Origin of the sequence: Borreliella japonica (genome assembly GCF_900099615.1) — a bacterium.
In the GTDB taxonomy this organism is placed as follows: domain Bacteria; phylum Spirochaetota; class Spirochaetia; order Borreliales; family Borreliaceae; genus Borreliella; species Borreliella japonica.
The window spans coordinates 182,232-205,774 of record NZ_FMTE01000002.1 but is presented as its reverse complement, the minus strand read 5'-3'; the positions used below and the strand labels follow the sequence as shown (position 1 = coordinate 205,774).

At 28.4% G+C, this 23,543-nt stretch carries 23 protein-coding genes; 16 read left to right on the top strand and 7 right to left on the bottom strand.

Annotated features, from left to right (window positions below):
* The first annotated feature begins 32 nt into the window (after positions 1 to 32).
* Complete coding sequence (gene gpmA / locus BLO14_RS00955; RefSeq protein WP_091971848.1) at positions 33 to 779, top strand: 2,3-diphosphoglycerate-dependent phosphoglycerate mutase; 747 nt, start codon at positions 33 to 35, stop codon at positions 777 to 779.
* Positions 780 to 837: 58 nt separating this feature from the next.
* Here the strand turns inward: gpmA and lysS are convergent, their stop codons facing one another.
* Together lysS and era are read right to left on the bottom strand one after the other, a co-directional pair.
* Positions 838 to 2,415: a lysine--tRNA ligase gene (gene lysS / locus BLO14_RS00950; RefSeq protein WP_091971846.1), complete on the bottom strand. Its 1,578-nt coding sequence runs from the start codon at positions 2,413 to 2,415 to the stop codon at positions 838 to 840.
* A gap of 71 nt (positions 2,416 to 2,486) precedes the next feature.
* Positions 2,487 to 3,359, bottom strand: coding sequence for a GTPase Era (gene era / locus BLO14_RS00945; RefSeq protein WP_091971844.1), 873 nt, complete (start codon positions 3,357 to 3,359; stop codon positions 2,487 to 2,489).
* Positions 3,360 to 3,463: 104 nt separating this feature from the next.
* Between era and BLO14_RS00940 the strand changes: the two genes are divergently transcribed.
* Genes BLO14_RS00940 through BLO14_RS00930 form a run of 3 tightly spaced genes read left to right on the top strand, consistent with a single transcriptional unit; the run spans position 3,464 to position 4,709 of the window.
* Positions 3,464 to 3,820 carry a hypothetical protein gene (locus BLO14_RS00940; RefSeq protein WP_091971842.1) on the top strand — a complete coding sequence of 119 codons (357 nt, stop codon included), beginning with the start codon at positions 3,464 to 3,466 and terminating at the stop codon, positions 3,818 to 3,820.
* Positions 3,821 to 3,829: 9 nt separating this feature from the next.
* On the top strand, positions 3,830 to 4,240 hold the full coding sequence (locus BLO14_RS00935; RefSeq protein WP_091971840.1) for a hypothetical protein: 411 nt from the start codon (positions 3,830 to 3,832) through the stop codon (positions 4,238 to 4,240).
* A gap of 19 nt (positions 4,241 to 4,259) precedes the next feature.
* Positions 4,260 to 4,709, top strand: a complete 450-nt coding sequence (locus tag BLO14_RS00930; RefSeq protein ID WP_091971838.1) for a DUF192 domain-containing protein — start codon at positions 4,260 to 4,262, stop codon at positions 4,707 to 4,709.
* An 11-nt stretch (positions 4,710 to 4,720) separates the two neighbouring features.
* Here the strand turns inward: BLO14_RS00930 and BLO14_RS00925 are convergent, their stop codons facing one another.
* Positions 4,721 to 5,392: a hypothetical protein gene (locus tag BLO14_RS00925; protein ID WP_091971836.1), complete on the bottom strand. Its 672-nt coding sequence runs from the start codon at positions 5,390 to 5,392 to the stop codon at positions 4,721 to 4,723.
* A 57-nt stretch (positions 5,393 to 5,449) separates the two neighbouring features.
* On the opposite strand from BLO14_RS00925, the gene BLO14_RS00920 reads away from it, so the two are divergent.
* From BLO14_RS00920 to BLO14_RS00885, 8 genes are all read left to right on the top strand, one after another.
* The gene (locus BLO14_RS00920; protein ID WP_091971834.1) at positions 5,450 to 6,409 is read left to right on the top strand and encodes a glycosyltransferase family protein; all 960 of its coding nucleotides are present in this window, start codon (positions 5,450 to 5,452) and stop codon (positions 6,407 to 6,409) included.
* Positions 6,402 to 7,400 (top strand): N-acetylmuramoyl-L-alanine amidase, encoded by a 999-nt coding sequence (locus tag BLO14_RS00915; protein WP_091972280.1) that lies wholly within the window; start codon positions 6,402 to 6,404, stop codon positions 7,398 to 7,400. The genes BLO14_RS00920 and BLO14_RS00915 overlap by 8 nt, the downstream gene beginning before the upstream one ends.
* Complete coding sequence (locus BLO14_RS00910; RefSeq protein WP_091971833.1) at positions 7,390 to 7,941, top strand: flagellar filament outsheath protein; 552 nt, start codon at positions 7,390 to 7,392, stop codon at positions 7,939 to 7,941. The genes BLO14_RS00915 and BLO14_RS00910 overlap by 11 nt, the downstream gene beginning before the upstream one ends.
* 78 nt (positions 7,942 to 8,019) lie before the next feature.
* On the top strand, positions 8,020 to 9,045 hold the full coding sequence (gene flaA / locus BLO14_RS00905) for a flagellar filament outer layer protein FlaA (protein WP_091971831.1): 1,026 nt from the start codon (positions 8,020 to 8,022) through the stop codon (positions 9,043 to 9,045).
* A gap of 72 nt (positions 9,046 to 9,117) precedes the next feature.
* Entirely contained in the window at positions 9,118 to 11,712 is a 2,595-nt protein-coding gene (locus tag BLO14_RS00900) for a chemotaxis protein CheA (protein WP_091971829.1), read from the top strand.
* A gap of 7 nt (positions 11,713 to 11,719) precedes the next feature.
* The gene (locus BLO14_RS00895; RefSeq protein ID WP_091971827.1) at positions 11,720 to 13,108 is read left to right on the top strand and encodes a CheR family methyltransferase; all 1,389 of its coding nucleotides are present in this window, start codon (positions 11,720 to 11,722) and stop codon (positions 13,106 to 13,108) included.
* A gap of 11 nt (positions 13,109 to 13,119) precedes the next feature.
* A complete protein-coding gene (locus tag BLO14_RS00890) occupies positions 13,120 to 13,605 on the top strand; it encodes a chemotaxis protein CheX (RefSeq protein WP_002557258.1) in 486 nt (161 codons plus the stop codon).
* Between the two features lie 39 nt (positions 13,606 to 13,644).
* Complete coding sequence (locus BLO14_RS00885) at positions 13,645 to 14,085, top strand: response regulator (protein ID WP_002557259.1); 441 nt, start codon at positions 13,645 to 13,647, stop codon at positions 14,083 to 14,085.
* A 39-nt stretch (positions 14,086 to 14,124) separates the two neighbouring features.
* On the opposite strand, the gene BLO14_RS00880 is transcribed toward BLO14_RS00885, so the two are convergent.
* From BLO14_RS00880 to BLO14_RS00865, 4 genes are read right to left on the bottom strand one after another with little or no spacing between them, the layout of a single operon-like run.
* Positions 14,125 to 14,640: a hypothetical protein gene (locus BLO14_RS00880; protein ID WP_091971825.1), complete on the bottom strand. Its 516-nt coding sequence runs from the start codon at positions 14,638 to 14,640 to the stop codon at positions 14,125 to 14,127.
* On the bottom strand, positions 14,637 to 15,683 hold the full coding sequence (locus BLO14_RS00875) for a hypothetical protein (RefSeq protein ID WP_091971823.1): 1,047 nt from the start codon (positions 15,681 to 15,683) through the stop codon (positions 14,637 to 14,639). The genes BLO14_RS00880 and BLO14_RS00875 overlap by 4 nt, the downstream gene beginning before the upstream one ends.
* Positions 15,677 to 16,540, bottom strand: coding sequence for a hypothetical protein (locus tag BLO14_RS00870; RefSeq protein WP_091971821.1), 864 nt, complete (start codon positions 16,538 to 16,540; stop codon positions 15,677 to 15,679). Before BLO14_RS00870 ends, BLO14_RS00875 begins: the two co-directional genes overlap by 7 nt.
* Complete coding sequence (locus BLO14_RS00865; RefSeq protein WP_091971819.1) at positions 16,537 to 17,199, bottom strand: HAD family hydrolase; 663 nt, start codon at positions 17,197 to 17,199, stop codon at positions 16,537 to 16,539. The genes BLO14_RS00870 and BLO14_RS00865 overlap by 4 nt, the downstream gene beginning before the upstream one ends.
* A gap of 243 nt (positions 17,200 to 17,442) precedes the next feature.
* Between BLO14_RS00865 and BLO14_RS00860 the strand changes: the two genes are divergently transcribed.
* The 4 genes from BLO14_RS00860 (at position 17,443) to BLO14_RS00845 (ending at position 23,514) form a co-directional block, all read left to right on the top strand.
* Complete coding sequence (locus BLO14_RS00860) at positions 17,443 to 19,053, top strand: ABC transporter ATP-binding protein (RefSeq protein WP_091971817.1); 1,611 nt, start codon at positions 17,443 to 17,445, stop codon at positions 19,051 to 19,053.
* On the top strand, positions 19,054 to 20,205 hold the full coding sequence (locus BLO14_RS00855; protein WP_091971814.1) for an ABC transporter permease: 1,152 nt from the start codon (positions 19,054 to 19,056) through the stop codon (positions 20,203 to 20,205).
* Complete coding sequence (locus BLO14_RS00850) at positions 20,177 to 21,103, top strand: ABC transporter permease (RefSeq protein ID WP_091971812.1); 927 nt, start codon at positions 20,177 to 20,179, stop codon at positions 21,101 to 21,103. The genes BLO14_RS00855 and BLO14_RS00850 overlap by 29 nt, the downstream gene beginning before the upstream one ends.
* Positions 21,104 to 21,258: 155 nt before the next feature.
* Positions 21,259 to 23,514: a methyl-accepting chemotaxis protein gene (locus BLO14_RS00845; protein WP_091971810.1), complete on the top strand. Its 2,256-nt coding sequence runs from the start codon at positions 21,259 to 21,261 to the stop codon at positions 23,512 to 23,514.
* Positions 23,515 to 23,543 lie beyond the last annotated feature (29 nt).

Here is a 23,543-nt window from a genome sequence, read left to right as displayed (position 1 = left end):
TTAGTAAATAAAATAATATGCTAGGAGATTTTATGTATAAATTAGTTTTAGTAAGACATGGAGAGAGTGAGTGGAACAGAGAAAATCTTTTTACTGGCTGGACTGATGTTAAACTTTCTGATAAGGGTATTGATGAGGCTGTAGAAGCAGGTTTGCTTCTTAAGCAAGAAGGTTATTCTTTTGATATTGCTTTTAGTTCTTTATTGTCAAGGGCTAATGATACTTTAAATATTATTTTGCGAGAACTAGGGCAATCTTATATTAGTGTAAAAAAAACCTGGAGATTAAATGAGAGGCACTATGGGGCTTTACAAGGTTTAAATAAATCAGAAACAGCTGCAAAATACGGGGAAGATAAAGTTTTAATTTGGAGACGCAGTTATGATGTGCCCCCAATGTCTTTAGAAGAATCTGATGATCGTCATCCGATAAAAGATTCAAGATATAAATATATCCCTAAAAGAGAACTTCCTTCAACAGAGTGTCTTAAAGATACTGTTGCAAGAGTTATTCCTTATTGGACTGATGAGATTGCAAAAGAAGTTCTTGAAGGTAGAAAAGTTATTGTTGCTGCTCATGGCAATTCTTTAAGAGCTCTTGTTAAATATCTTGATAATTTAAGTGAAGAAGATGTTTTAAAGCTTAACATTCCTACAGGTATTCCTTTAGTTTACGAATTAGATAAAGATTTGAATCCTATTAAACATTACTATTTAGGCGATGAAAGTAAGATTAAAAAGGCAATGGAATCTGTTGCCAGTCAAGGAAAGTTAAAGTAATAGTCTATTGTTATTAAAGTGTTGTTAATAAGTCATATAATTATGGCTTATTTTTTTATCATTTTAAGGTTTGAATATATTTACTTACAATCTTTTCAAATCGATCAATACCAATTATTTTGATAAATCCGGCTAATTTGGGCCCTTTTTCTTTGTCGATTAAAATTTTATAAATTTGCTTGAAAAACAAAGCGGGCTCTATATTGTTTTCTCTTGAAATTTTATATATTTCGTTTTGAATGTCTTGCTCCGTAGCAACTTCAAAATTTTTATTTAAAAAATCCAAAAGTTCATTAATTGCTTTTTTGCTATTTTCTTTTAGTATTTCTGCGTTATCAAATTTAGATCTTAATGAAAATTTGAAATCTTCGGGTGCAAAATCTCTAATCCAGTTAATTGCACATTTGATTTTATTGATTAGTTTGTCTTTTTGGTCATCTTGAACGTTTTTTAAATAATTTAGAATTTTATTTATATTATTTTCAAATATTTGACAGATTACGCTTAAATGTCTAAATCCAATTTGATAAGGGATTCTTTTGCTTGGCATGTATGGTTGAGATAGCTCATAAATTCTTTTAAATGATCGTTTTTTTTCTTCTTTTATATCTTCTACTCCATAGTAGATTCTCTCAAACTTGTCGTAATCTTCGTATATTTTAATTACGTCAAGGTCAAATGAGATCGAAAATTCAGTATTTGGCTTTGTAGCGGCAAATAAAAATCTTGTGACCTCAGGTGTGTAAACTTCAAGAACATCTTTGAGTGATATGACATCTCCTGATGAGGAAGATATTTTTCCACCACGTCCTTTTATTGAAATAAAGTCATATTGAAATGTTATAGGGGGACTGCCTTGAAAAATTTTTACAATGTTTTTAGACGTATCAAAACTACCACCACTGCTGTGATGATCTTTTCCCGCAGGTTCAAAGTCGACCTTTTCATATTTCCATCTCATAGGCCAATCTATTCTCCAAGGAAGCTTAATAGCCCATGTGGTCCTTATGTCTAGAGATTCTTGATTTCCACATTCACATGAGTACTCAACAGAGTAATGATTGTCATAATTACTTACAGTTGTTGTATCTTTATTGCATTTTGTACAAAATATGCTGATCGGATACCAATTTTCGTCAAGCTTTGAAGTTCTATATTCGTTTAATGCTTCAGACAGTTCTTTTTTGTGATCAAGTGCAAATTTTATTTGGCTTGCATAAACGCTGTTGGTATATTGTTTACTTTGGTCAATGAATTCAGGATTGATTCCCACTATAGGCAGATATTTTTCAAATTCAATTTCATTAGCTCTTGCGTAACTTGTTTTGTGACTTCTTGTGTCAGGGACTCTTGTTATTGCTTGCCTTAAATAAGTTGTAAGAAGTTCTTGTTCTGGCATATTTTTAGGAACTTTTCGAAATACATCGTAATTATCCCAAGAATAAATAAATCTTACCTTTGATCCCGAGTCTTTCAAGGCTTTTGCCACAAGGTCTACGGAGATAACTTCTCTAAAATTACCAATGTGCACAGTTCCAGATGGTGTAATTCCCGATGCTACTGTGTATAGATTTTTTGGCCCCTTTTCTTTTTTTATTTTTTCTGCGTAAAAATCTGCCCAATGCGCCGTTTTCACATTCTATTCCTGATCTAATTTTAGCATTTTATTTTTCAAGTTTCAAGAATTGAGAAAATTGTAGTTAAATATTAATTTATAAGTTTTTTTATTATTTTATCTTCTTTGTTCCAATTTTTTTTTAGTTTTACTTGGAGAAATAGGTTGCATTTTGTCTCAAAAATTTTTGCAATCGTTTTTCTTGCCCTTTCTCCTATTGATTTTATTTCTTTTCCGCTTTTTCCTACTATTATTCCTTTTTGACTTTCATTGGTTACAAAAATATTTGCTTTAATAAAAAGGCCCTTTTTTTTATTTTCTAAAGTATCAATATCCACATACAAAGAATAGGGAAGTTCTTCTTTTAGGTTTTCAATAGCTTTTTCTCTTATTATTTCACTAATCCTGAAATTTATTTTTTGATCTGTGTAATATTCTTGTGGATAATAAAGTGGACCTTCTGAAAAATTTTCATAAATTTTATTTTTTAATTCTTCGGTGTTGATATTTTTTTCAGCAGATATTTTAATTATATTATTAGCCTCTATTTTTTTTTCTTTTAGAAATTCTGTTATTTCTTTTATTTTTGTATTTTTAAGATCAACTTTATTAAGCAGTACTAAAAATTTAATTTTGGAGTTTTTAATTATTTCTAACATTTTATTTTCTTCTTCTCCAGGTTTGTCTTGAATGTCTATTATATATAGAATAAGTTCAACTTCTCCTATTGAAGAGTGTATGTTTTTCATCATTGCAATATTAATTTTTTTTTTACTTAGATGAAATCCCGGTGTGTCTATGAAAATAATTTGTCCTCTGTCGTCTGTAAAGATTCCTTTTATTTTATTTCTAGTTGTTTGCGGAATAGGGGATATGATTGATATTTTATGTCCGCATATTGAATTTAAAAGGGTAGATTTTCCAGTTGATGGTCTACCAAGTATTGCTGCAAATCCTGATTTCATGTTTTAACATTCCTTAAATATGTAATATTCATACATTTTTTATTATAATTAATTATATAGTATTTGGATACTATATAATTAATTATAATTTGAGGGGTTTTCGTTTGGCAAAGGTAACTTTTGAAGTTTTTTGCGAGCAATGTGGTGAAAAAGTTGGGCTTAATAGGTCTGTTTGTCCCAATTGTGCTGCTAAGCTTGGTGATATTGAATGCCCAAATTGTCGTCATATAGGCCCAGTTTCCGCTTTTGGAGAGGGTTGTCCTAATTGTCATTACAGTCCTTTTCAGGAGCTTAAAGAAAAACCCTTTAAAAGAAAAGAAAGAACAAGAATAGTGAGTGATAGAGTAATTTCTAAAGTTTTTGTAAGACTTTTTCATTTTGGGATTAATGTTAATGTTTTGCTGTATTTATTTTCAAGTTTTTTGTTTATCATTCTTTTCCTTTATATTGTTTATGGCTAAAGGCTTTGTATGAGTATTACAGTTTTTTATTTATTTTCTATTTTCACATCTTTTGTTATGGGTTCTAGCATGGAATCTGTTAAAGACAATATTCTCAAGAGTACTATTTTTTATTATGATGTTGAAGAAGTTGAATTTCCTTATGCCAAGAAACAGACTTTACAATTTATTGCTAAAACCCATTTAAAATATGCTGTTTTTAATTTTGACAAAAATAAAATGTTTTCGTACACTTTTGTTTTTGATAAAAAATTAATATCTCAATATTCAATTTTTATTGAGATAAAGAAAAAATTTGGCGAGGCTACACTGGTAGCGCCTTTGAATTATTTGTGGGATCTTGATGAGTGTATTGTTGTTTTAAATAAAAATATTTTAAGAATGACTTTAAAATCTTATATTGCAAATTATAATAAATGATTTTTAATAAGGTTGATAATTGGAAAAAATTTTAAAACGGTTTTTGTGTTTAGTCTTGTTTATGCCTTTTTTATCTTTTGCTGATCATTTTTATGATAAAGAAATTGTTATAAATAGGGTTAAGTTTTTTGTGAAAATAGCATCTAATGAATTTGATAGGGCAAAAGGTTATATGGGTACTGAAAAAGTTGAATATGGTAATGGAATGCTTTTTATTTTTAAAAAAGAACAAAATTTATCTTTTTGGATGGAAAATACACCTTTGCTGCTTGAAATAGCTTATATTGATTCAAATGGAATCATTAAAGAGATTTATAATTTAGAACCATATTCTAGGGCAAATGTTAATTCTTTTTATAAAGCAAGATATGCTCTTGAACTTCCAAGAGGCTCATTTTCTAAATTTCAAATAAAAATAGGTGATAGGGTGCATTTTTGCTTTGATATTAATTCTTTATCAGTAGAATAATGATTTTAAGATTATTGAGCTTTAATTTCTTGAAGCTCTTCTTCTATTTGATCTTCTCCTGGTTCATTTTTATTAGATTTTTTTGTTGAATTTGTTTTTTCTTGTTTTAATGCGTGCTCATTTGATTCTTTATTTGCATTGTCATTTGCTTTATTATTATCAATGTTTTCGTTGTTGTTTGTTATTATTTTTTTGAAAATAGTTATTGTTGAGGCGATCTCGTCAATTGCATCAAGTAAAAATGCTTCACTTGCAAATTCTTCCGCTTTTACAATATATACTAAAGAGTTGATTCCTCTTTCTGCATTGTGAATAATTTCCCACGATCCTAGTACTCTGTTATTGTAGCTGTCGTTCATAAGAGAGCCAGCTATTTCTTTAATTTTTTGTGTATTTACATCAAATACTTTGACAATTCCAAATATTTCTCTTATTTTTGAATTTTTGTATGAGTTTAGCCTTGATCTAATGATTACTTCTTCTCTTTCGCTATTGTTTATGTTTTTAAATGCTACAAAGTCGTTTTCTGAGTCTATTTTATATTCAATTTTGTTTTTATCTAAAAATTTTTTAATTCTCTTGTCATACTGTATATTCTTATGGTTGCAAGAAATGAGTGTAAAAATGACAATAATCATGCTATGAAGTATTGCATTAATATTTATTATTCTTGGAATTAACATTGTATTATTTGACATATGATTATTATAATTTAATTGTGAGGATTTTAAAAGTAATTTATGCGTCTTCAAAGTAGCGGCTATTCATACACTGTTATTCAATCTAAAAATAATTATTCACAAAAATCTTCTTTTGGAATTTCTTTTGTAATACTAAGCAGAGGAACAAAAATTTTTAGAGAAGATTTGTTTGAGTTTTTATCAAATTTTGACTTTATAAGAGAAATAATTTCAATTGAAAAACAGAGCAATAGAAGTTCTTTACAGTTTATATCGGAAAGTTATGGCAAGTTGAAATTTATTTTACTTTCTGATGATTTGAATTCTGGAGAAAAAGTTAATTTAGCAATGAAAGAATCCAGCTGTGATTTTGTTTTTGTTTTGCAAAGTGATATGTATTTGTTAAATCCTTTTTGGATTCCAAATATATTCGATGAAATAATCAAAAAAAATGTTCTTCTTGTTGGGGGTGAATTTTTCGACAAAGAAGAGGAAATAATCCCTTCAATTTTTCTTCCCAGTATAGATAAACAGCAAAAGTTTAAGGTAATTTTAGTAAATTCTGAAAAAGACTATGAAAAAACTTTGATTACCATGGATTATTGTGGACTTTATTCTAAAGAGAAGTTTTTACAGCTTGGAGGTTTTGATGGAAGAATTCAAAATGAGTATTTTCAAAGAATAGATTTTGGACTAAGAGCTGTTTATTTTGGAGAACATGTTTATATTTATAGAAAGCTGAGAATCCAGTATACTGCATTAAATTCTCCAGAAAATTTAACCAAAAATAAAAGTTTTTTGATTTTTTTGCTTAAAAATTATGTCCCAATTTTTGTTGGAAATGGCGTTGTTTTTTCTTTTTTGAGGTTTTGTAAAATTTGTTTAAAATACAAAATTAATCCTTTTCTCTTTCAAAAAGAGTTTAAGGAAATAAAAAGCGAGATTGCTAAAAATAGCTTAAGATTCAAAGGAGACTTAAAGAGTGCTATTGAGCTTTGGGAAAATGATATTATTGATTGATTTAGTTTTGTTTCCATATTTAAGCTTATATTCTAAGCCCCTTGATTACACTAATGTTCTTGATTTTTTTGATACTAATGTTTTTAAGTTTGATTTTAACATTGAAAATGATGTTTTTACAATTGAAAATGATAAGGGATATTTAAAGTTTAGAGTAGGTTTTGAGTATGCACTGACGTCTTCTGGTTATTATATGTTTGTAGACCCAATTATTGACATTCGTGGGGAAATTTTAATAAGTCAAAAAGTATTAAAGCAAATTGAAAATTATTTCAATTCTCTTACGAATTACAATAAGCCCAGAATTACTTCGATAATCATTGATCCTGGACATGGTGGACATGATGCTGGTGCGGTTGTGACTTTAAAGATAAATGGTTATGATGTTGTTCTTCAAGAAAAAGATTTTGCATTAACCTATTCTATATATTTGTCTAAAATTTTAAGTAATTATTTTGTAAATAAAAATATTTTGTTAACCCGTGTAAATGATGTTTTTTTAACTTTAAAAGAGCGGTCGGAATTTGCAAATGCAATAAAGCCAAATTTTCCAAATAATGTTATATTTTTGTCCATACATGCTAATGATGCTCCAAATAGTGAAGCTAGAGGAGTTGAGTTTTGGTATCTTCCCAAGGATTCAAAAAGAGAGGTTATTAAAGATTTTAAGGGGTATGATATTAAAGGTAATAGATACTTAAGCGAGCTTAATGATATACTAGATATTAAATATAAATATGAATCGAAAAGATTGGCTGAAATTTTATATAAGGTATTTAAAAATGAGTTAAGCGAAACTAATATTAGACCAATCAGGGAAGAGCAATGGTTTGTAATAAAAAATAGCAGTATGCCTGCAGTATTGATTGAAATGGGGTTTTTGTCCAATATTTTAGATGCTAAATTGATTTTGGATTATAATTACATGAGTAAGTTTAATATATTAATACTTAAATCTTTGATGGAATTTATAAGTTTTTATGAAAAATAATATTTCGGATGTATTTTTAAAATGTAATACAGTGATTTATAAATTTTTAAATTCTAAAAAAGAGCATACGGTTAGAGTGCTTTTAGGGGCTTTGTTAGCAAGTTTTTTGTTTTCTATTTATATGGTTTTTTTAAATTATGATAATCTTTTTTCAAAAAAGGTTTTTTATTTCTACTCCAGTAAGGGGTTTGTTGCTAATTTAAAGTATTTAAGAGATGAAAAAAATTTGCAAGACAATTTAGATCTTTTAGTAAAAAATTTCCTTTTAGGAAGTAATGAAGGGTTTTCTTTTGGATTTTTATTAAGTGATGCGAGATTTTTGTATTCTTTTTTACAAAATGGAATTTATTATATAAATCTTTCAAGGGAATTTTATGATTCTTTTAATAACGAGGATTATAATGAATCTTATGAGTCTTTTGATGATAAGATTAGTTTGTTTGCCATGTCTTTAATAAAAACAATACGCTTTAACTATCCCGGTAAGGCAAAAAAGCTTGTTATTCTTGTTGAAGGGTGTATGTTAAAGGAGCAAAGTTAATAAACTTTAATTTTACTAACAATGACAATTAAAAAACGAAAATTTTATAAAAGATGTATATATAAGGAGTTGGTTTACATGAAGAGGAAAGCGAAAAGTATTTTATTTTTTTTATTATCCACTGCTCTTTTTGCTCAAGAGGCTGATGGATTGATAGAAGGCTCAAAAAGGTCAGAGCCTGGAGAATTGGTTTTAGATTTTGCTGAACTTGCAAGAGATCCAAGTTCAACTAAACTTGATCTTACAAATTATGTTGATTATGTATATTCGGGCGCTTCTGGTGTTGTTAAGCCTGAAGATATGGTTGTAGATCTTGGAATAAACAATTGGAGTGTTTTGCTTACTCCTTCTGCTAGGTTGCAGGCTTATGTTAAAAATTCGATTGTTGCGCCTGCTGTTGTTAGGAGCGAATCAAAAAGGTATGCAGGTGATACTATTTTAGGAGTAAGAGTTTTATTTCCAAGCTATTCTCAATCATCTGCTATGATAATGCCGCCATTTAAAATTCCTTTTTATTCAGGGGAAAGTGGCAATCAATTTCTAGGCAAAGGTCTTATTGATAACATTAAAACTATGAAAGAGATCAAAGTGTCAGTTTATAGTTTAGGGTATGAGATAGATCTTGAAGTTTTATTTGAAGATATGAATGGTATGGAGTACGCTTACTCTTTGGGGACTTTAAAGTTTAAAGGATGGGCTGATTTAATTTGGTCAAATCCCAACTATATTCCTGATATATCATCTAGAATAATTAAAGATGATGTTCCAAATTATCCCCTTGCTTCAAGTAAAATGAGATTTAAAGCTTTTAGAGTTTTAAAATCTCATAGTTCAAAAGAGCAAAATTTTATTTTTTATGTTAAAGACTTGAGAGTTCTTTATGACAAGTTGAGTGTTTCATTAGATTCTGATATTGATAGTGAGTCTGTATTTAAAGTTTATGAGACTAGTGGAACTGAATCTCTTCGTAAATTGAAGGCTCATGAAACTTTTAAAAGAGTTTTAAAGCTTCGAGAAAAAATTTCTATGCCTGAAGGTTCTTTCCAAAACTTTATAGAAAAAGTTGAGAGTGAAAAACCTGAAGAATCATCTTTAAAAAAATAGGTTTAAATTAATATATAAAGCTAATCTAAAAGGTTAGCTTTATATATATAAAATGTCTTAATAGGAAATGGTATGGAAATATTAGATTTGGAAAATGAAGAGCTTTTAGGAGTTTTTTTTGAAGAAGCTCAAAATCTTGTAGATATCCTTGAAGAGAATATTATGTCATTAGAGGATGATCCTAATAATTCTGATACTATTGATGAAATATTCAGGGCAGCTCATACTTTAAAAGGAAGTTCTGCTTCTCTTGATATGATGGAATTATCTGATTTTACTCATATTGTTGAAGATGTTTTTGATGCTATTAGAGATGGTAGGATAAATATAAACAATGATCTTGTTGATTTGCTTTTAAATTCATTAGATATTATCAAAGAAATGCTTGCGCTTCGACTTGATGGCAAGGTTTATTTGGATGATATAAGTGATCTTAAAAGCAAATTAAATCAATTCTTAGTAATTGATGATCAAATTTGTATTAAGATATTTGACGAAAATTCAACTAAGAACAATTTTTGTCTTTCAAAATTAGATCTTGAGGAGATAAAAGAAGGGTTAGGAATCGGACAAAAGGTTTTAAGGATCAGCGTTATTTTTAATGCAAATAATGATTCTGAAGTTGAAAATGGTGGATTGAAAATATTTAATATTTTAAAAAATTTAGGTTCCGTGTTACACACAATTCCTAAATATGAGCGAATTATCGAAGATAAATTTTTAACAAGAGTAGATTATTATTTGATATATTCAGATATAGAGGGTGTTAAAAAGAGTTTAGACTCTTCAAATTTAATTGCAAGCTATTTGGTTGATGAATTTAATGTAAAAGAAGAATTAGAAAAGCTTGTAGACAGAAAAATTAAAGATATTGATTTATATACCAATTCTATTTTAAATGATAGTTTTGATTTTGCAGAGAGTGAGATTTCTGATTTATTGCTTGAGATTGGGAATCAAAAGTTATTTAAAGTTAGATTGGATTTTATAAAAGACAATCCTATGGCTACGATTAGTGGGTTTCAAATGCTTCAGGCATTAAAAAGTCTTGGAAAAATTTTCAAGTCTCTCCCAGATTCTAGTGAGTTATTGTCAGATAAGTTTTTCGATTTTGTTACATATTACTTAATATCAGATGTCAGTTCAGACAGTATTGCTAAAAAGATTAATTTATCAGATGTTGTTAGTCATTTTGAAATTGAAAAGATTGATTTAGAATCTTTAAAGAGTATAAGTCTGAAAGAAAATGATGAAATGTCTTTTAAGGTAAATAAAGGTATTAAGAAAAACAATCCAATTAATATTAATTTAATTAGAATAGATAGTAAAAAAATAGACTACATATTAAATCTTGTCAGTGAGGCTGTAATAAGCAAATCATCTTATAATCAAATAAATTCAGAGATGATTACGTTATTTTACAATTTTAATTATTTTTATGATTATCAGGAAAGTTTCCAGAGAAACTTTCTAATTGATTTAAAGATAATTTTTAAAGATGCAGGTTTGACATTAGAAGATGAGATCGAAGCACATATTAATTCTTTTATGAATTTTAAAATGGAAAAGTCCCTTAATGATATGTCTGAATTAAGAAATTCTTTTTTCAGGCTTCTTCAAAATTTTAAAATGACCTCTGGTAGACTGTCCAGAATAATTACAGATTTGCATGAGAGTGTTTTAAAGACTAGAATGTTGCCAATATCTAATATATTTTCAAGGTTTACAAGAGTTGTCAGGGATCTTTCAAAGAAATTGAATAAGATTGTAAATCTTAAAATGGAAGGAGAAGAGACTGAGCTTGATAAGTCTGTTATAGATGACCTTGTAGATCCTTTGATGCATTGTGTTAGAAATTCAATGGATCATGGACTTGAAACAGTTGAAGAGAGAGTTAAAAAGGGAAAGAGCAAAGCGGGTACTATAATTTTACGTGCTAGGAATGAGGGCAATGTAATATCAATTGAGATTGAAGATGATGGAATTGGTATAGATCCAAAGATTATTAAGCGCAAATTAATTGAAAAGGGGATAATAAAGGAAGATGCAATTTATTCTGATTCCGAACTTATTAATTTAATTTTTGCTCCTGGGTTTTCAACGGCAGTTCAAGTGACAGACCTTTCAGGCAGAGGGGTTGGTCTTGATGTTGTTAAAAAAAGTATTGAAAAACTTAATGGAACTATTTTAGTAGAATCAGAAATTGGTCTTGGAACAATTTTTAAAATTAAACTACCATTGACATTAGTGATTATACAAGGCCTTTTGGTAAAGTCAGGGCCTGAGACCTATGTTATTCCTTTGAACAATGTTCTTGAAACTCATAGAATAACCGAGCATGATATAAAATTGCTTGAAAATTATCATGAAGTTTATAATTTAAGAGACGAAATCATCTCTGTTCTCAGACTTGATAAACTTTTTAATATAACAGGAGATGATTCATTGATAGAAAAATTTTTAATAGTTGTTAATACTAACAACATAAAGACCGCAATTGTTGTAGATTCTATTCTTGGTGAGGAAGATTTTGTAGTAAAGCCTATTAAGGATAAATTTTCATCAAGTGCAGGTGTAGTTGGAGCTACTACGCTTGGTAACGGTAAGGTTGTGCTAATAATTGATGTTTTTAAACTTTTTGATTTAAAAAAGGATACTAAGGAGTGAATCTCTTGTGCAGATAAAAGAAATTTATTTTGGGTCCAAAATTTTAGATGATAAAAATTGTAATTCCAAATTGACCAATTTTGATTTTAAGGTTGTTTCTTTTGAGCTTGGATCTGATCATTATTTGGTAGACATTATGCAAGTTAAAGAAATTAGAAAATCTAGTAATTTTACGTATGTTCCAAATGCCAAAAAATATGTAGCTGGACTTGATAATTTGCGAGGTGAAATAATTCCTATTATAGATCTTAGAATAATGTTTAATTTGGAATTTAATAAAAAAGATCTTGAAGATATTATGGTTTTAAAGAATGAAGACCTTCTTATAGGGGTTATTGTTGATAAAATTAATAATGTTTTTTCAATAGATTCTAGTCTTATTCAAGATCCACATCCAGTTTTATCTCAGGATTCTTTAATAAACTATATAAAAGGTGTTGTAGATTATAACGAGAAACTTTATATACTCCTTGATGTTTTTAAAATTTTTAATTATGGTGAAAAAGAAAGGGGACTAAAACCTGATCAAAATTTTGTTGAAAAAGTCGATTTTGTAAGCAATTGTGATGATTTAGATATACTAGAGGATTGTAAAAATAGTTTTTCTAATAATGGTTTTTCAAAAAATGGAAATTCAACTTTAAACGATATTGCAGCTTTTAGTTTGGAGAATATTAAAAAAAATCTTTTGAAATACTCTTTTAATATCTCTTTAGTAAATGATGTGTTTTTAGAAAAAGTTGGAGTAAAATTTAATATGGTTGATATTGATTGCTTGCCTTACGATAGTTTTTTAAATGAATTTTATTCAAAATCATCGGGGAATCTGTGGGGAGCTGATTGTTTGGAAGAATTTCAAAATGAAATTGTTAGGAATCGATTAAATTTTATGGATAATTTGAATTTCGCTTTAAATGTACTGGAAATTGGTTGTGGTAGTGGAAGGGAGACTGTGGCTTTAGCTAATGCTTTGTCTGAATATTATTTAAAACCGTTTAAGTTGACAGCTATTGATAATGATTTGTCAAAAGTGGTTGAAACTTCTAGGTTGATTTTTTCAGATTCAGAAATTGGTATTAGTGAAATTTATCGTAGAAACTCTTTTGAACAAAGTCCTGGGATTTATAAATTTAAGTCAGAAATTCTCAATAATGTTTTGTTTGAGTATTCTGATGCTCTTTTTTCAGATTTGCCTGATAATTTGGGAATGGTTTTTTTAAAAGATGTTTTATGCTTCTTGGATAGTAAAGATCAGATTTTAATTTTAAATATCATTGCTTCTAAAACTATTAAAGGGGCTCTTTTGGTTCTAGGAGATAACGAAGAGCTTAAAAATAATGATGTTTTTATAAAAGAGAAATCCACAAAATATTTTAACTTATACAGGAAAGTCTAAAGGAGAAATTAATGAGAATAGATTATATAGAGCCATTTTTGGACGCTGCTTCTTCGGTTTTAAGAGATATGTTGCTTGTTGAAAATATAGAAATGGGTAAGCCAGGGCTTAAATCAATAAATCAAAAGATAAAGGGTGTTTCTGTAATAGTAGGGCTTGCTGGTTCTGTTGAAGGTAGTATAATTATTGATATGGATATAGAAACAGCTCTTTTTGTTGCTTCTAAGTTAAATTTTGAAGAGTATGATGATTTTGATGATGAGGAAACAAAAGAGATGGTTGCCGCAACTCTCACTGAGGTTGGGAATATTATTGCTGGAAATTTTGTTACTACTTTACATGCCAAAGGTTTTGTATTTGATATAACCCCGCCAGCTTTTATTTATGGAGAAAATATGAAAATAAGCAATAAAGGTTCTGAGGCTTTAATTGTTCCTTTTTCTTTGCCTGATGGTAAAATTATAGAAGTTAATATTGCAATAAGAGAGAGGGTTTGATATGAAAAAAATTCTTTTTATTAGAAAAGAGAGGTTAATATGATCCAAAAGACAACAATTGCTGCAGATTCTTCATCTAAGCCTAGAGGAATAAATTATGATACAGGCATTCCTTTTAATGTTTTAATTGTTGACGACTCTGTTTTTACTGTAAAACAGCTTACACAAATTTTTACATCAGAGGGTTTTAATATTATTGATACGGCAGCTGATGGAGAGGAGGCCGTGATAAAATACAAAAATCATTATCCTAATATTGATATTGTCACTCTTGATATTACCATGCCCAAGATGGATGGAATAACTTGTCTTTCTAATATTATGGAATTTGATAAAAACGCTAGAGTTATAATGATATCTGCTTTAGGTAAAGAGCAGTTAGTTAAAGATTGTTTAATAAAAGGAGCAAAAACATTTATTGTTAAACCTTTAGATAGGGCAAAGGTTCTTCAAAGAGTAATGTCTGTATTTGTTAAATAAATTGTTTATAAAGATAACCCAAGCTTTAATTATATATTTTTATTCTTTTGGAGAAAAAATCATTTCATTGCTTATTTCATCTGAATTGTTTAAAAAATAAGTTATGTTCAGGTTAAATATTTTTATAGGTTCTGTATTATTTTCTATGTAAAGTTCTAGTTTGTAGAATCCTTTTTCTGTGTATATTAGCGAATAGCTTTTAAAAATTCCATTTATATTTTTAATTTTAAATATTTTATATTTTAAAAATTTGTTATTAATAAGCTCGCTTTGAATTAGATATTTATTTGCTTCTTTGTAGTTTGGATTTAATAAACCATAGTCAGTTTTATTAAGTATTATGCTTTTTACAAAATGTTCGGTTAGTTTGTAAATATTTTTTTCTATTTCGCTTGTTGGAAAATCGGTATAGTATTCTTTTCCTAAGATTAAATTGTAAGATGAATATTTTTTTATTTCTTCGGTTGCTCTTTTTTCAATTGTGATGTCCAAAAGTCTAGCATTGAGTGGAAAATTTAATAATATAAATAGTATTTTAGCTATTTGAATTTTCATTTTAATTCCTGATTTTTATTAATTATTTTTTTTACTTTTTCAATTTCCAAAGGTATTTTGCTTTTTCTTTTTGAATTTAGTTTTTCTTTTAGCAAAAGATTGTTAAATGATTTTGCAAGTTCATATACTTTTTCTTCGCTTAAAGTAAAAGGAATTTGAATTTTTCGATATTCTAATGGGTCTTGTAAGATTTTTGTCATTAAAATAATAGGATTTAAAAAACTTGCTTTAAAAAATTTATAAAAGTTCATTAAAAAAATAGTAAATGATGCAAACAATGCAAATAGAAAAATTCCAAGAATAGAATCGCTTTTTCTTTGCAAATATTTATCTATATAAAATTTTGTCTTCTCTATTTCTATTACTTTGTATTCACTAGGACTGTAGTAAACAAATATTTCGTCTGATTTTGAATATATTATGTCCTCTTTTTCCTTGATTATTAAAATGAAGGGATATTTTTCTTTAATATAAGCTTTTTCATTTATTATTGATATATTTTTAATAATATTAAATTCTTGTTTTTCTGGTATTGAATTTACAATTTTAGAGCTTGATATTATTATAAAAAATGTAAATGGTATTAATAAGCTCATTGAAAATGTTCTAGCAAATGCTATTAGTATTAGATTTTTTTCTTTAGAATTGTAATAGATTTCTATTATAAGATCGTTAAATCTAAGAAGTCTTAAAAATCTTAGCTTGAAGAGTGATAGCATTATTGGATTTAATATGGTTTCGTGGGCGACAATTATGTTTTTAAGTTGATATGAACTGTAAAATACTAAAGGGATAAGACAGTGAATTATATCGAAGAATAAATTGTTTCTGACGTAGATTCCTAATCTTTGGGAAAGGTGAGCCTTGGTTATTTTGTATAAAAAAATGAAAATAAAAATTGTGTCAAATAGAAAACCAAGAAATATTAGTGCAAATCGTATTTTATATGGCAAAAAAAGAATTATTGAGAGTTCTTCTATTAAAAGTTCAAATATTGAAAAAATTATTATTGCTTTCAAGAAAATCGAAAATTTTTTTACCATTTATTTCCCTTAGCTATTTCTAATAATTCTTTGATTATTCTTGAATCGTATTCTTTAGAGCCCGATTGTTTTATTGAAAACCAACTTTCATCATACCCAATAAAACCTTTGACCGGATTGTTTTTGTATTTTGGAATTCTTGCTCTGGCTGAAAAAATAGCAATTAGTGTTGAAATTGGAGACATTTTTTGTAAAATCTCATATTTGAAAAAGCTTTCAATTATAAGTTTGGCTGTTTTTTCGTCTAGAAAATCGGTATCATTGCTTATTGATTTTGCAGTTGATTCAATATTTTTAATAGTTAATTCTATTCCTTTTTCAAAGCAGTATTTAATTACCAATACTTTTAAGAGAAGTAATATCTTTATGTAATTTTTTATGATTTCTGATGAATAAAGGGCTTTATTTTCTTTTTGTATTAAATATATCGTGTAAGAGTTTTTTTCTTCAAATAGTTTGTTTATGTAAAAAGTAATGTATCCATTGCTTATAGTATTAAAATTATAAAAGAATTCTTTTCTTAAAGACGAGTTGACTTTAACGAAGTTAAATATCAAATTTAAGTCATTTTTTGTTAATTCTTTGGTAAAAAGAGGCTTTACAATGTTAAAATCAATGGATTCAATACCAGATAAAACGAATGGAGTAATCATTGTATCTGTTTTATCTTTGATGTATTGAATTAGATCTTTTATTTCTGATTCAAAATCATTTTTGATGAATGTAGCAATAGTTTTTTTGTTTTCTTTTAAATAGTTGAGCATTTCAATTTCTTTTTCTATGGCAGATAAACTTTTTATGCTTTCATGATTGAATAAGTAATGATATAGATAAGGAAAATATGATTTTGCATTCATTTGATTATGTCCAATAGTTCAAGCGGCTTGTGGATTATATGTTTTGCTCCATTTTGTTTTAATTCTTGAACACTTCTAAATCCCCAGGAAACTCCTATTGGTATAAATCCAGCGTTTATTGCGGTTAGCATGTCTACATCGCTGTCTCCAATATATGCAATTTCTTCTTTCTGGACATTTAATTCTAGTATCATATCAAGAGCATTTTCAGGATTTGGCTTAGGCGGAAATTTTTTTGAATAACCTCTGATTTCAAAAAAAAATATATTTCCAAAAATATTTTTTACCAAATTTATTAATTCTTCATGATTTTTATTGCTTAAAATTCCAATTGGAATTTTAAGTTTATTCATATTCTCTAAAAGAGTTTTTATGTTTTCGTATGGTTGTGTTTGAGATGAAAGATTTTTGTTATATTCTTTTACGAATTCTTTGTAAAGTTTATCTTGTAAATTGAGATTATTGTATTCAAGAGATAATAGTTTTAGGGTATCTATTATAAATTGTGTAAATCCTCTGCCAACAATAGCATTGAATTTATTTGGTTCGATTTCGTTATATCCCAAGTTTAAAAGAGCAGAATTCATTGAAAACGCAATATCCATGATGCTATTTACTAGGGTTCCATCCATATCAAAAATGCAGGCTTTGATTTTCATATTAGTACTCTCTTTATAGTAGTTTAGTCATTCTCTTATTTTAACATTAATTTGCTCTCTTTATTAAGGTTTTTATATTTTAAGCATTTTTATTTACTAGTAATTAATTTTTATGAATAATTTATTTTGTTTATCAAAGTGAAAAGATGTTATTGAAAATATAAATTTTAAGCTTTATAATATTCCATTAAAATGGAGCATTGTAAGTAATTTGTGTTTGATATTTATTAGGGTTAAAGTTTAATGAAAAAAGATATATTGGTGTTAAAAAATATTACAAAAAAGTACGGCAATTTTATTGCCAATGATGATGTTTCTATTAAATTTAAGGCAGGCGAAGTTCATGCCATTCTTGGAGAAAATGGTGCTGGAAAAACTACTTTGATGAAGATTATTTATGGGATTCATCAAGTAAATAGTGGTCGAATTATTTTAAAAGGTCAAGAAGTAAGCTTTAAGGATTCAAGCGAGGCTATTAGAAATGGAATTGGAATGGTTTTTCAGCATTTTATGTTAATCCCACAGTTTACAGCTGTTCAAAATATTATTTTAGGTTATGAAAATTCAAAATTTGGCTTTGTTGATTACAAACAAGCTAGAAAAAAAATAAATTATCTTTCAGAAAAGTATGGTTTAAAGATAGATTTAGAAAAAAAGGTTGAAGACTTGAGCGTTGGCATGGAACAAAAAATAGAGATATTGAAAGTTCTATATCGAAATGCAGATATTATTATTTTTGATGAACCTACTGCGGTACTTGCTCCAAGTGAAGTTGATGATTTTATGAACATTTTAAAAGCACTAACTCAAGAGGGTCATACTGTAATACTTATTACTCATAAAATAAAAGAAATTAGGTCTATTGCAAAGCAATGTACAATTATGCGCCTTGGGAAAGTTGTGAAAACTGTTAATATTGCTGAGATTGATGACAAAGATCTTACAAAATTAATGATAGGCAAAGAGATTACACTTCGTTCATCTAAAATTCAATTTGAAAATCATTTTAATGTTCTTGAAATAAAGAATTTAAGTGTTAAAGATGGGAGGGGGGTTTTAAAAGTTAAAGATGTTAATCTTAATCTGAGAAATGGTGAAATTCTTGGGATATCAGGTATTGAGGGAAGTGGTCAAGAGGATTTAGTAGATGCAATTTTGGGTTTGAAAAGCATATTTAAGGGCGATGTTTTTAAAAAAAATTCTTCAGGGATCTTGGAATCTTTAAAAGGTTTAACGATTAAGCAAATAATAGATAAAAAAATTGGCAATATTCCTTCAGACAGGCAAAGGCATGGTCTTATTTTAGAATTCAATGTTATGCAGAATATTGGGCTTAAGAGCTTTGATAATCCCGATTATTTGAGATTAAAAAAAAATCATTCAAAGAGTAATCTTGATTTAAAATTTAATTTTTTCAACTTTATTAAAAGACAATTCAATAAAGTTAAAAGACAATTCGTAGGGTTTGATTTTAATATTTTAAAAAAATTGAGCAATCAACTTGTAAATTATTTTGATATTAGACCAAGAGATATTTTTAATAAGGTAAAGCATTTATCTGGAGGTAATCAGCAAAAAGTTATTATTGCTCGTGAGATTAGTTTAGAGCCGGATATTCTTTTAGCTATTCAGCCTACAAGAGGTCTTGATGTTGGAGCTATTGAGAATATTTATAAAAGAATAATAGAGCAAAGAGATGCGGGTAGATCTGTTTTGTTAGTTTCTCTTGAACTTGATGAGCTTGTTAATATTTGTGACAGGATAGCTGTAATGCATGATGGAAAGATAGTGGGTATTTTAGAGGGCAATTTTGATATTGATGTTATTGGTAAAATGATGATAGGTTTAAGCTAAATGATAATTAGTAAAGAAGTATGCAGTAAATTTATATTGAAATTTTTTAATTCTTCAGCATTTATTAGTATTTTTGCTCTATTTGTTGGATTTTTAATTGTTGGTTTAGTAGTGATGGTGTTTGGCTATTCTCCTTTTAGGATGTATTTTATAATACTAGAGATTATATTTTCGTCTCCCAAACATTTAGGTTATATATCAAGTTATGCAGCCCCTTTGATTTTTACAGGCCTTTCTATTGGTATTTCTTTAAAAACAGGCCTTTTTAATATTGGGGCTGAAGGTCAGTTTATATTAGGATCTATTGTTGCTTTAATAGCATCGGTTTTGCTTGATTTGCCTCCAATTTTACATGTAATTACTATTTTTGTTATTACTTTTTTAGCTTCAGGTAGTTTAGGAATTTTAATTGGATATTTAAAAACTAAATTCAATATTAGCGAAGTGATTTCAGGAATAATGTTTAATTGGATATTATTTCATTTGAATAATATAATTTTGGATTTTAGTTTTATTAAAAGAGATAATAGTGATTTTTCAAAGTCCATTAAAGAAAGTGCATTTATTGATTTTTTAGGTTCTTGGAAACTTTCACCAGAAGGTCTTGCTTATAGGTCTTCTCATCCTTTTGTCAATGAGCTTTTAAAAGCACCTTTTCATTTTGGAATAATTTTGGGTATAATTTTTGCCATTTTAATATGGTTTTTGCTTAATAAAACTATTATTGGATTTAAAATAAATGCCATAGGAAGTAATATTGAAGCTTCAAGATGTATGGGTATTAATGTAAAAGCTGTGCTAATCTTTTCAATTTTTCTCTCAGCAGCTGTTGCAGGTCTTGCTGGTGCTATTCAAGTTATGGGTGTTAATAAAGCTATATTTAAGCTTTCTTATATGGAAGGAATTGGTTTTAATGGGATAGCTGTTTCTTTGATGGGAAACAATTCGCCGATTGGCATAATATTTTCTAGTATTCTTTTTTCTATATTGCTTTATGGAAGCAGCAGGGTTCAAAGTTTAATGGGACTTCCATCTTCAATTGTATCTTTAATGATGGGAATAATAGTTCTTGTAATTTCTGCTAGTTATTTTTTAAATAAAATTTTTTTAAAAGGTGTTAAGAGTGTCAAATACAGTAATATTCTTGATTAGTGAAACTTTAATAAATTCTCAAACATTAATTTTAGCTGGTCTTGGGGGTCTTATAAGTGAAAAAAGTGGAATTATTAATATTGGACTTGAAGGAATAATGACAATAGGAGCTTTTTCAGGAGCCACAGTTGCATATTTTACAAATGACCCATTGTTTTCAATTTTTACTGGCGGATTAGCGGGGCTTGCGCTTGCTATTTTGCATGCTGTTTTTACAATTTTTTTAAAATCAGATCAAGTTATAACCGGAATGGCACTTAATTTTTTAGGACCCGCTATTGCTGTTTTTATAAGTACTTTAATTTTTTCTTCTATTTCAACTCCGCCTATAGATATAAAGTTGCCGATACTTTTTGATGGAATTTTAAGCAAAACGTCTCTTATATTTCAAATTTTTGGTAAAAGATACTCTGTATGCATTGCAATGTTAGGTGTGGTTTTATTTCATATTATTTTCAAATACACTAAAATTGGGCTTAGAATTAATGCTAGCGGTGAAAATCCAGAGGTATTAGAGTCTGTTGGAGTTAGTGTTAATAAAATTAGATTTTTTTGTGTTCTTTTGAGTGGGTTTTTAGCGGGGGTTTCGGGTGCTGTTCTTACAACAGTGATTGCATCAAGCTATGTGCAAGGGATTACAGGTGGACAAGGTTTTATTGCTATTGTAATGTTAATTTTTGGAAAATGGACACCTTTGGGGGTTTTAATGGGCAGTTTTTTGTTTTCATTTGTGAAAACTTTGGCAATTATCTTGGCTCAATCGTCTTTTTTATCTTCAATAATGCCTCTTAAAATATTGGTTATTGCCCCATATTTAATTATTATTTTAAGTCTTATCTTTTTTTCAAAAAGAAATTATGCTCCTAAGTTCTTAGGAGTGCCCTATAAAAAGCATTAGCAATTAATAACAGCTTATAATTTATTTTTCATATTGTGAAAATTCTTTTAATTTTCTAAGAGTTTTTAATTTTTTGCTGTAGAATTTTTTTTGATACCCTTTTGGTCTTGAGTTTGTTTAATTAAATAAGTAGATGATTTGTGAGGTAGTTTATTATGCTGTTGAAGCTTAAATACAGGTTTGTTGGATTTTTATTATTGTTTTTGATTTTTATACTTTTGCTTTTTTCCATGATTTTTAATTTTGTTTTATGCGGTTATTTAGAAGATTATTATAAGCAACTTACAAGGGCTCAAGTAAGAAGAGCAGCTTTTTCTACACAATCTCTTTTGGATACTTTGTATGTCATAATCAATGGCGCAGCTTCTAATTTGGCACTTGAAACTATATCAGAATTTGCAATGTCTGAGAATAGAGGGAAAGATTTCTCTGAGTCTGAATTGGTAGATTTAAGAAAAAATTCAAAATTTGTTATTGATTCTGTAAAGGTGAATAAAAAATATCGACAATATTTATACAATTTCATGTCCAGTCTTAAAAATGATACCTTTTTTGAAGAATTAGCGTTTTTTGATTTTGAAGGGAGAATAATTGTTAGCACAAGGCATGAAAATAATATGGATTTTGGGCATTCTGAGGCTAATACTAATTATTTTAAAAAAGCGGTTGAGGATTATAGGCAAAACCACTTAAAATTTGTAGGCTGGTATTCAAATCTTTCTGAAGGAATATCCGCAGAGGTTGCTATTAGGTCTAGGCAAAGCGAAAAAAAGGCTTTTGCAATAATTGTGCCTGTATACTCCCCAGAAGATAAGCTTGTTTGTGGATATTTGGCTGGATATTTGCTTAATGATGTTTTAGCAAATAGTTTTGATAGATTTAGATTTGGTTTTTACAAAAGAGGCAATTTTATTTATGTGGATCCTAATAATATAGCAGTTAATCCTTTTGAAGAATACAATGAAACTAGTAGAGTTAGTTCTAAATTTTTAAATATTCTTAAAGATGTTTTTTCTAAACCACCTGTTTTATCAAATACTCCTACTGAAGTATCGGTTTATACTATTGATAGAATATTATTATCCGATATGGGGGAAGAGTGTTATTATGCACTGTTGCCCATAAGTAGTAAATTGGGAGAGAAAAGCGGAGTACTTATTGCTAGACTTCCTTATAAGGATATTTACGGAGTAATATCTAGTCTAAAATTGAAGTATGTCTTATATTCTGTCTTAGGCATTATTGTATTAGGTATTATTCTTTTGATGAGAATAGATAAGATTATTAGTTTTCGTTTAAACACAATTAGAGTTTTAGTTCAAGATATGGTTAATGGAGATTTAGATAAAGATTATGCTCTTGATGATGAGGATTTTTTTGATGAGCTTGGCATGTTAAGTCTTCAGGTTGTGAAAATGAAAAAGGCTATTTCTTTGGCAATTGCGAGTGTTTTGAGAAATATTAGCTATGTGAATAAGGCAAGTTTAGAAGTTGCCAGCTCAAGTCAAAATTTAAGCTCTAGTGCGTTACAGCAGGCATCTGCTCTTGAAGAAATGTCAGCTAATGTTGAACAAATAGCGTCGGGTGTTAATATGAGCGCGAATAATTCTTATGAAACAGAACAGATAGCCTTAAAGACAAATGAAAGTTCTCAGATAGGTGGCAAGGCTGTTGAAGAATCTGTTATTGCTATGCAAGATATTGTAGAGAAAGTTAGCGTTATTGAAGAAATAGCTAGAAAGACTAATTTACTTGCTTTGAATGCAGCTATTGAAGCTGCAAGAGCAGGTGATGAAGGAAAGGGATTTGCCGTTGTAGCTAGTGAGATTAGAAAGTTAGCTGATCTTAGTAAAATTTCGGCTCTTGAGATTGGAGAGTTAGTTGAAGATAATTCTAAGGTAGCAACTGAAGCAGGAGTGATCTTTAAAGAAATGTTACCCGAAATAGAAGAAACAGCTAATCTTGTTAAGAAGATTTCAGAGGGCAGTTCTAAGCAGAGTGATCAGATTGCTCAATTTAAAATGGCTTTAGACCAGGTTGGAGAAGTTGTTCAGTCTTCAGCTGCAAGTAGTGAGCAACTTTCTAGTATGTCCGATAAAATGCTAGAAAAGTCTAAAGAACTCAGAAAATCTGTATTATTTTTCAAAATTAAAGATTCTAGAATTGAAAATCTCGAAGATGGTGATTATGATTTCAGGCTAATGGATTGTCCTGAAAATTCTCTTAAAGATGAAAATCAAAATTTGAAAAGTAATGGAATTTTAACTTCAAATGGTAGTAGACATAACAATCATTCTTTAACTATTGAGGGTGAGCCTACTAGAGCTATTAATAAGCGAGTTGATCCTAAAAAAGCTATCGATGTTGCTGATAAGGATTTGAATTTTGATGATGATTTTTCAGAGTTTTAGAATTTATTTTTTTTAAAAAGAGGTGGTTA

Bases quoted from the DNA above. Each gene is read 5' to 3' on its own strand.
- gpmA (WP_091971848.1), top strand. From the start codon at position 33: ATGTATAAATTAGTTTTAGTAAGACATGGAGAGAGTGAGTGGAACAGA.
- era (WP_091971844.1), bottom strand. From the start codon at position 3,359: ATGAAATCAGGATTTGCAGCAATACTTGGTAGACCATCAACTGGAAAA.
- BLO14_RS00935 (WP_091971840.1), top strand. From the start codon at position 3,830: ATGAGTATTACAGTTTTTTATTTATTTTCTATTTTCACATCTTTTGTT.
- BLO14_RS00925 (WP_091971836.1), bottom strand. From the start codon at position 5,392: ATGTTAATTCCAAGAATAATAAATATTAATGCAATACTTCATAGCATG.
- BLO14_RS00920 (WP_091971834.1), top strand. From the start codon at position 5,450: ATGCGTCTTCAAAGTAGCGGCTATTCATACACTGTTATTCAATCTAAA.
- BLO14_RS00910 (WP_091971833.1), top strand. From the start codon at position 7,390: ATGAAAAATAATATTTCGGATGTATTTTTAAAATGTAATACAGTGATT.
- flaA (WP_091971831.1), top strand. From the start codon at position 8,020: ATGAAGAGGAAAGCGAAAAGTATTTTATTTTTTTTATTATCCACTGCT.
- BLO14_RS00900 (WP_091971829.1), top strand. From the start codon at position 9,118: ATGGAAATATTAGATTTGGAAAATGAAGAGCTTTTAGGAGTTTTTTTT.
- BLO14_RS00890 (WP_002557258.1), top strand. From the start codon at position 13,120: ATGAGAATAGATTATATAGAGCCATTTTTGGACGCTGCTTCTTCGGTT.
- BLO14_RS00885 (WP_002557259.1), top strand. From the start codon at position 13,645: ATGATCCAAAAGACAACAATTGCTGCAGATTCTTCATCTAAGCCTAGA.
- BLO14_RS00880 (WP_091971825.1), bottom strand. From the start codon at position 14,640: ATGAAAATTCAAATAGCTAAAATACTATTTATATTATTAAATTTTCCA.
- BLO14_RS00875 (WP_091971823.1), bottom strand. From the start codon at position 15,683: ATGGTAAAAAAATTTTCGATTTTCTTGAAAGCAATAATAATTTTTTCA.
- BLO14_RS00870 (WP_091971821.1), bottom strand. From the start codon at position 16,540: ATGAATGCAAAATCATATTTTCCTTATCTATATCATTACTTATTCAAT.
- BLO14_RS00865 (WP_091971819.1), bottom strand. From the start codon at position 17,199: ATGAAAATCAAAGCCTGCATTTTTGATATGGATGGAACCCTAGTAAAT.
- BLO14_RS00860 (WP_091971817.1), top strand. From the start codon at position 17,443: ATGAAAAAAGATATATTGGTGTTAAAAAATATTACAAAAAAGTACGGC.
- BLO14_RS00855 (WP_091971814.1), top strand. From the start codon at position 19,054: ATGATAATTAGTAAAGAAGTATGCAGTAAATTTATATTGAAATTTTTT.
- BLO14_RS00845 (WP_091971810.1), top strand. From the start codon at position 21,259: ATGCTGTTGAAGCTTAAATACAGGTTTGTTGGATTTTTATTATTGTTT.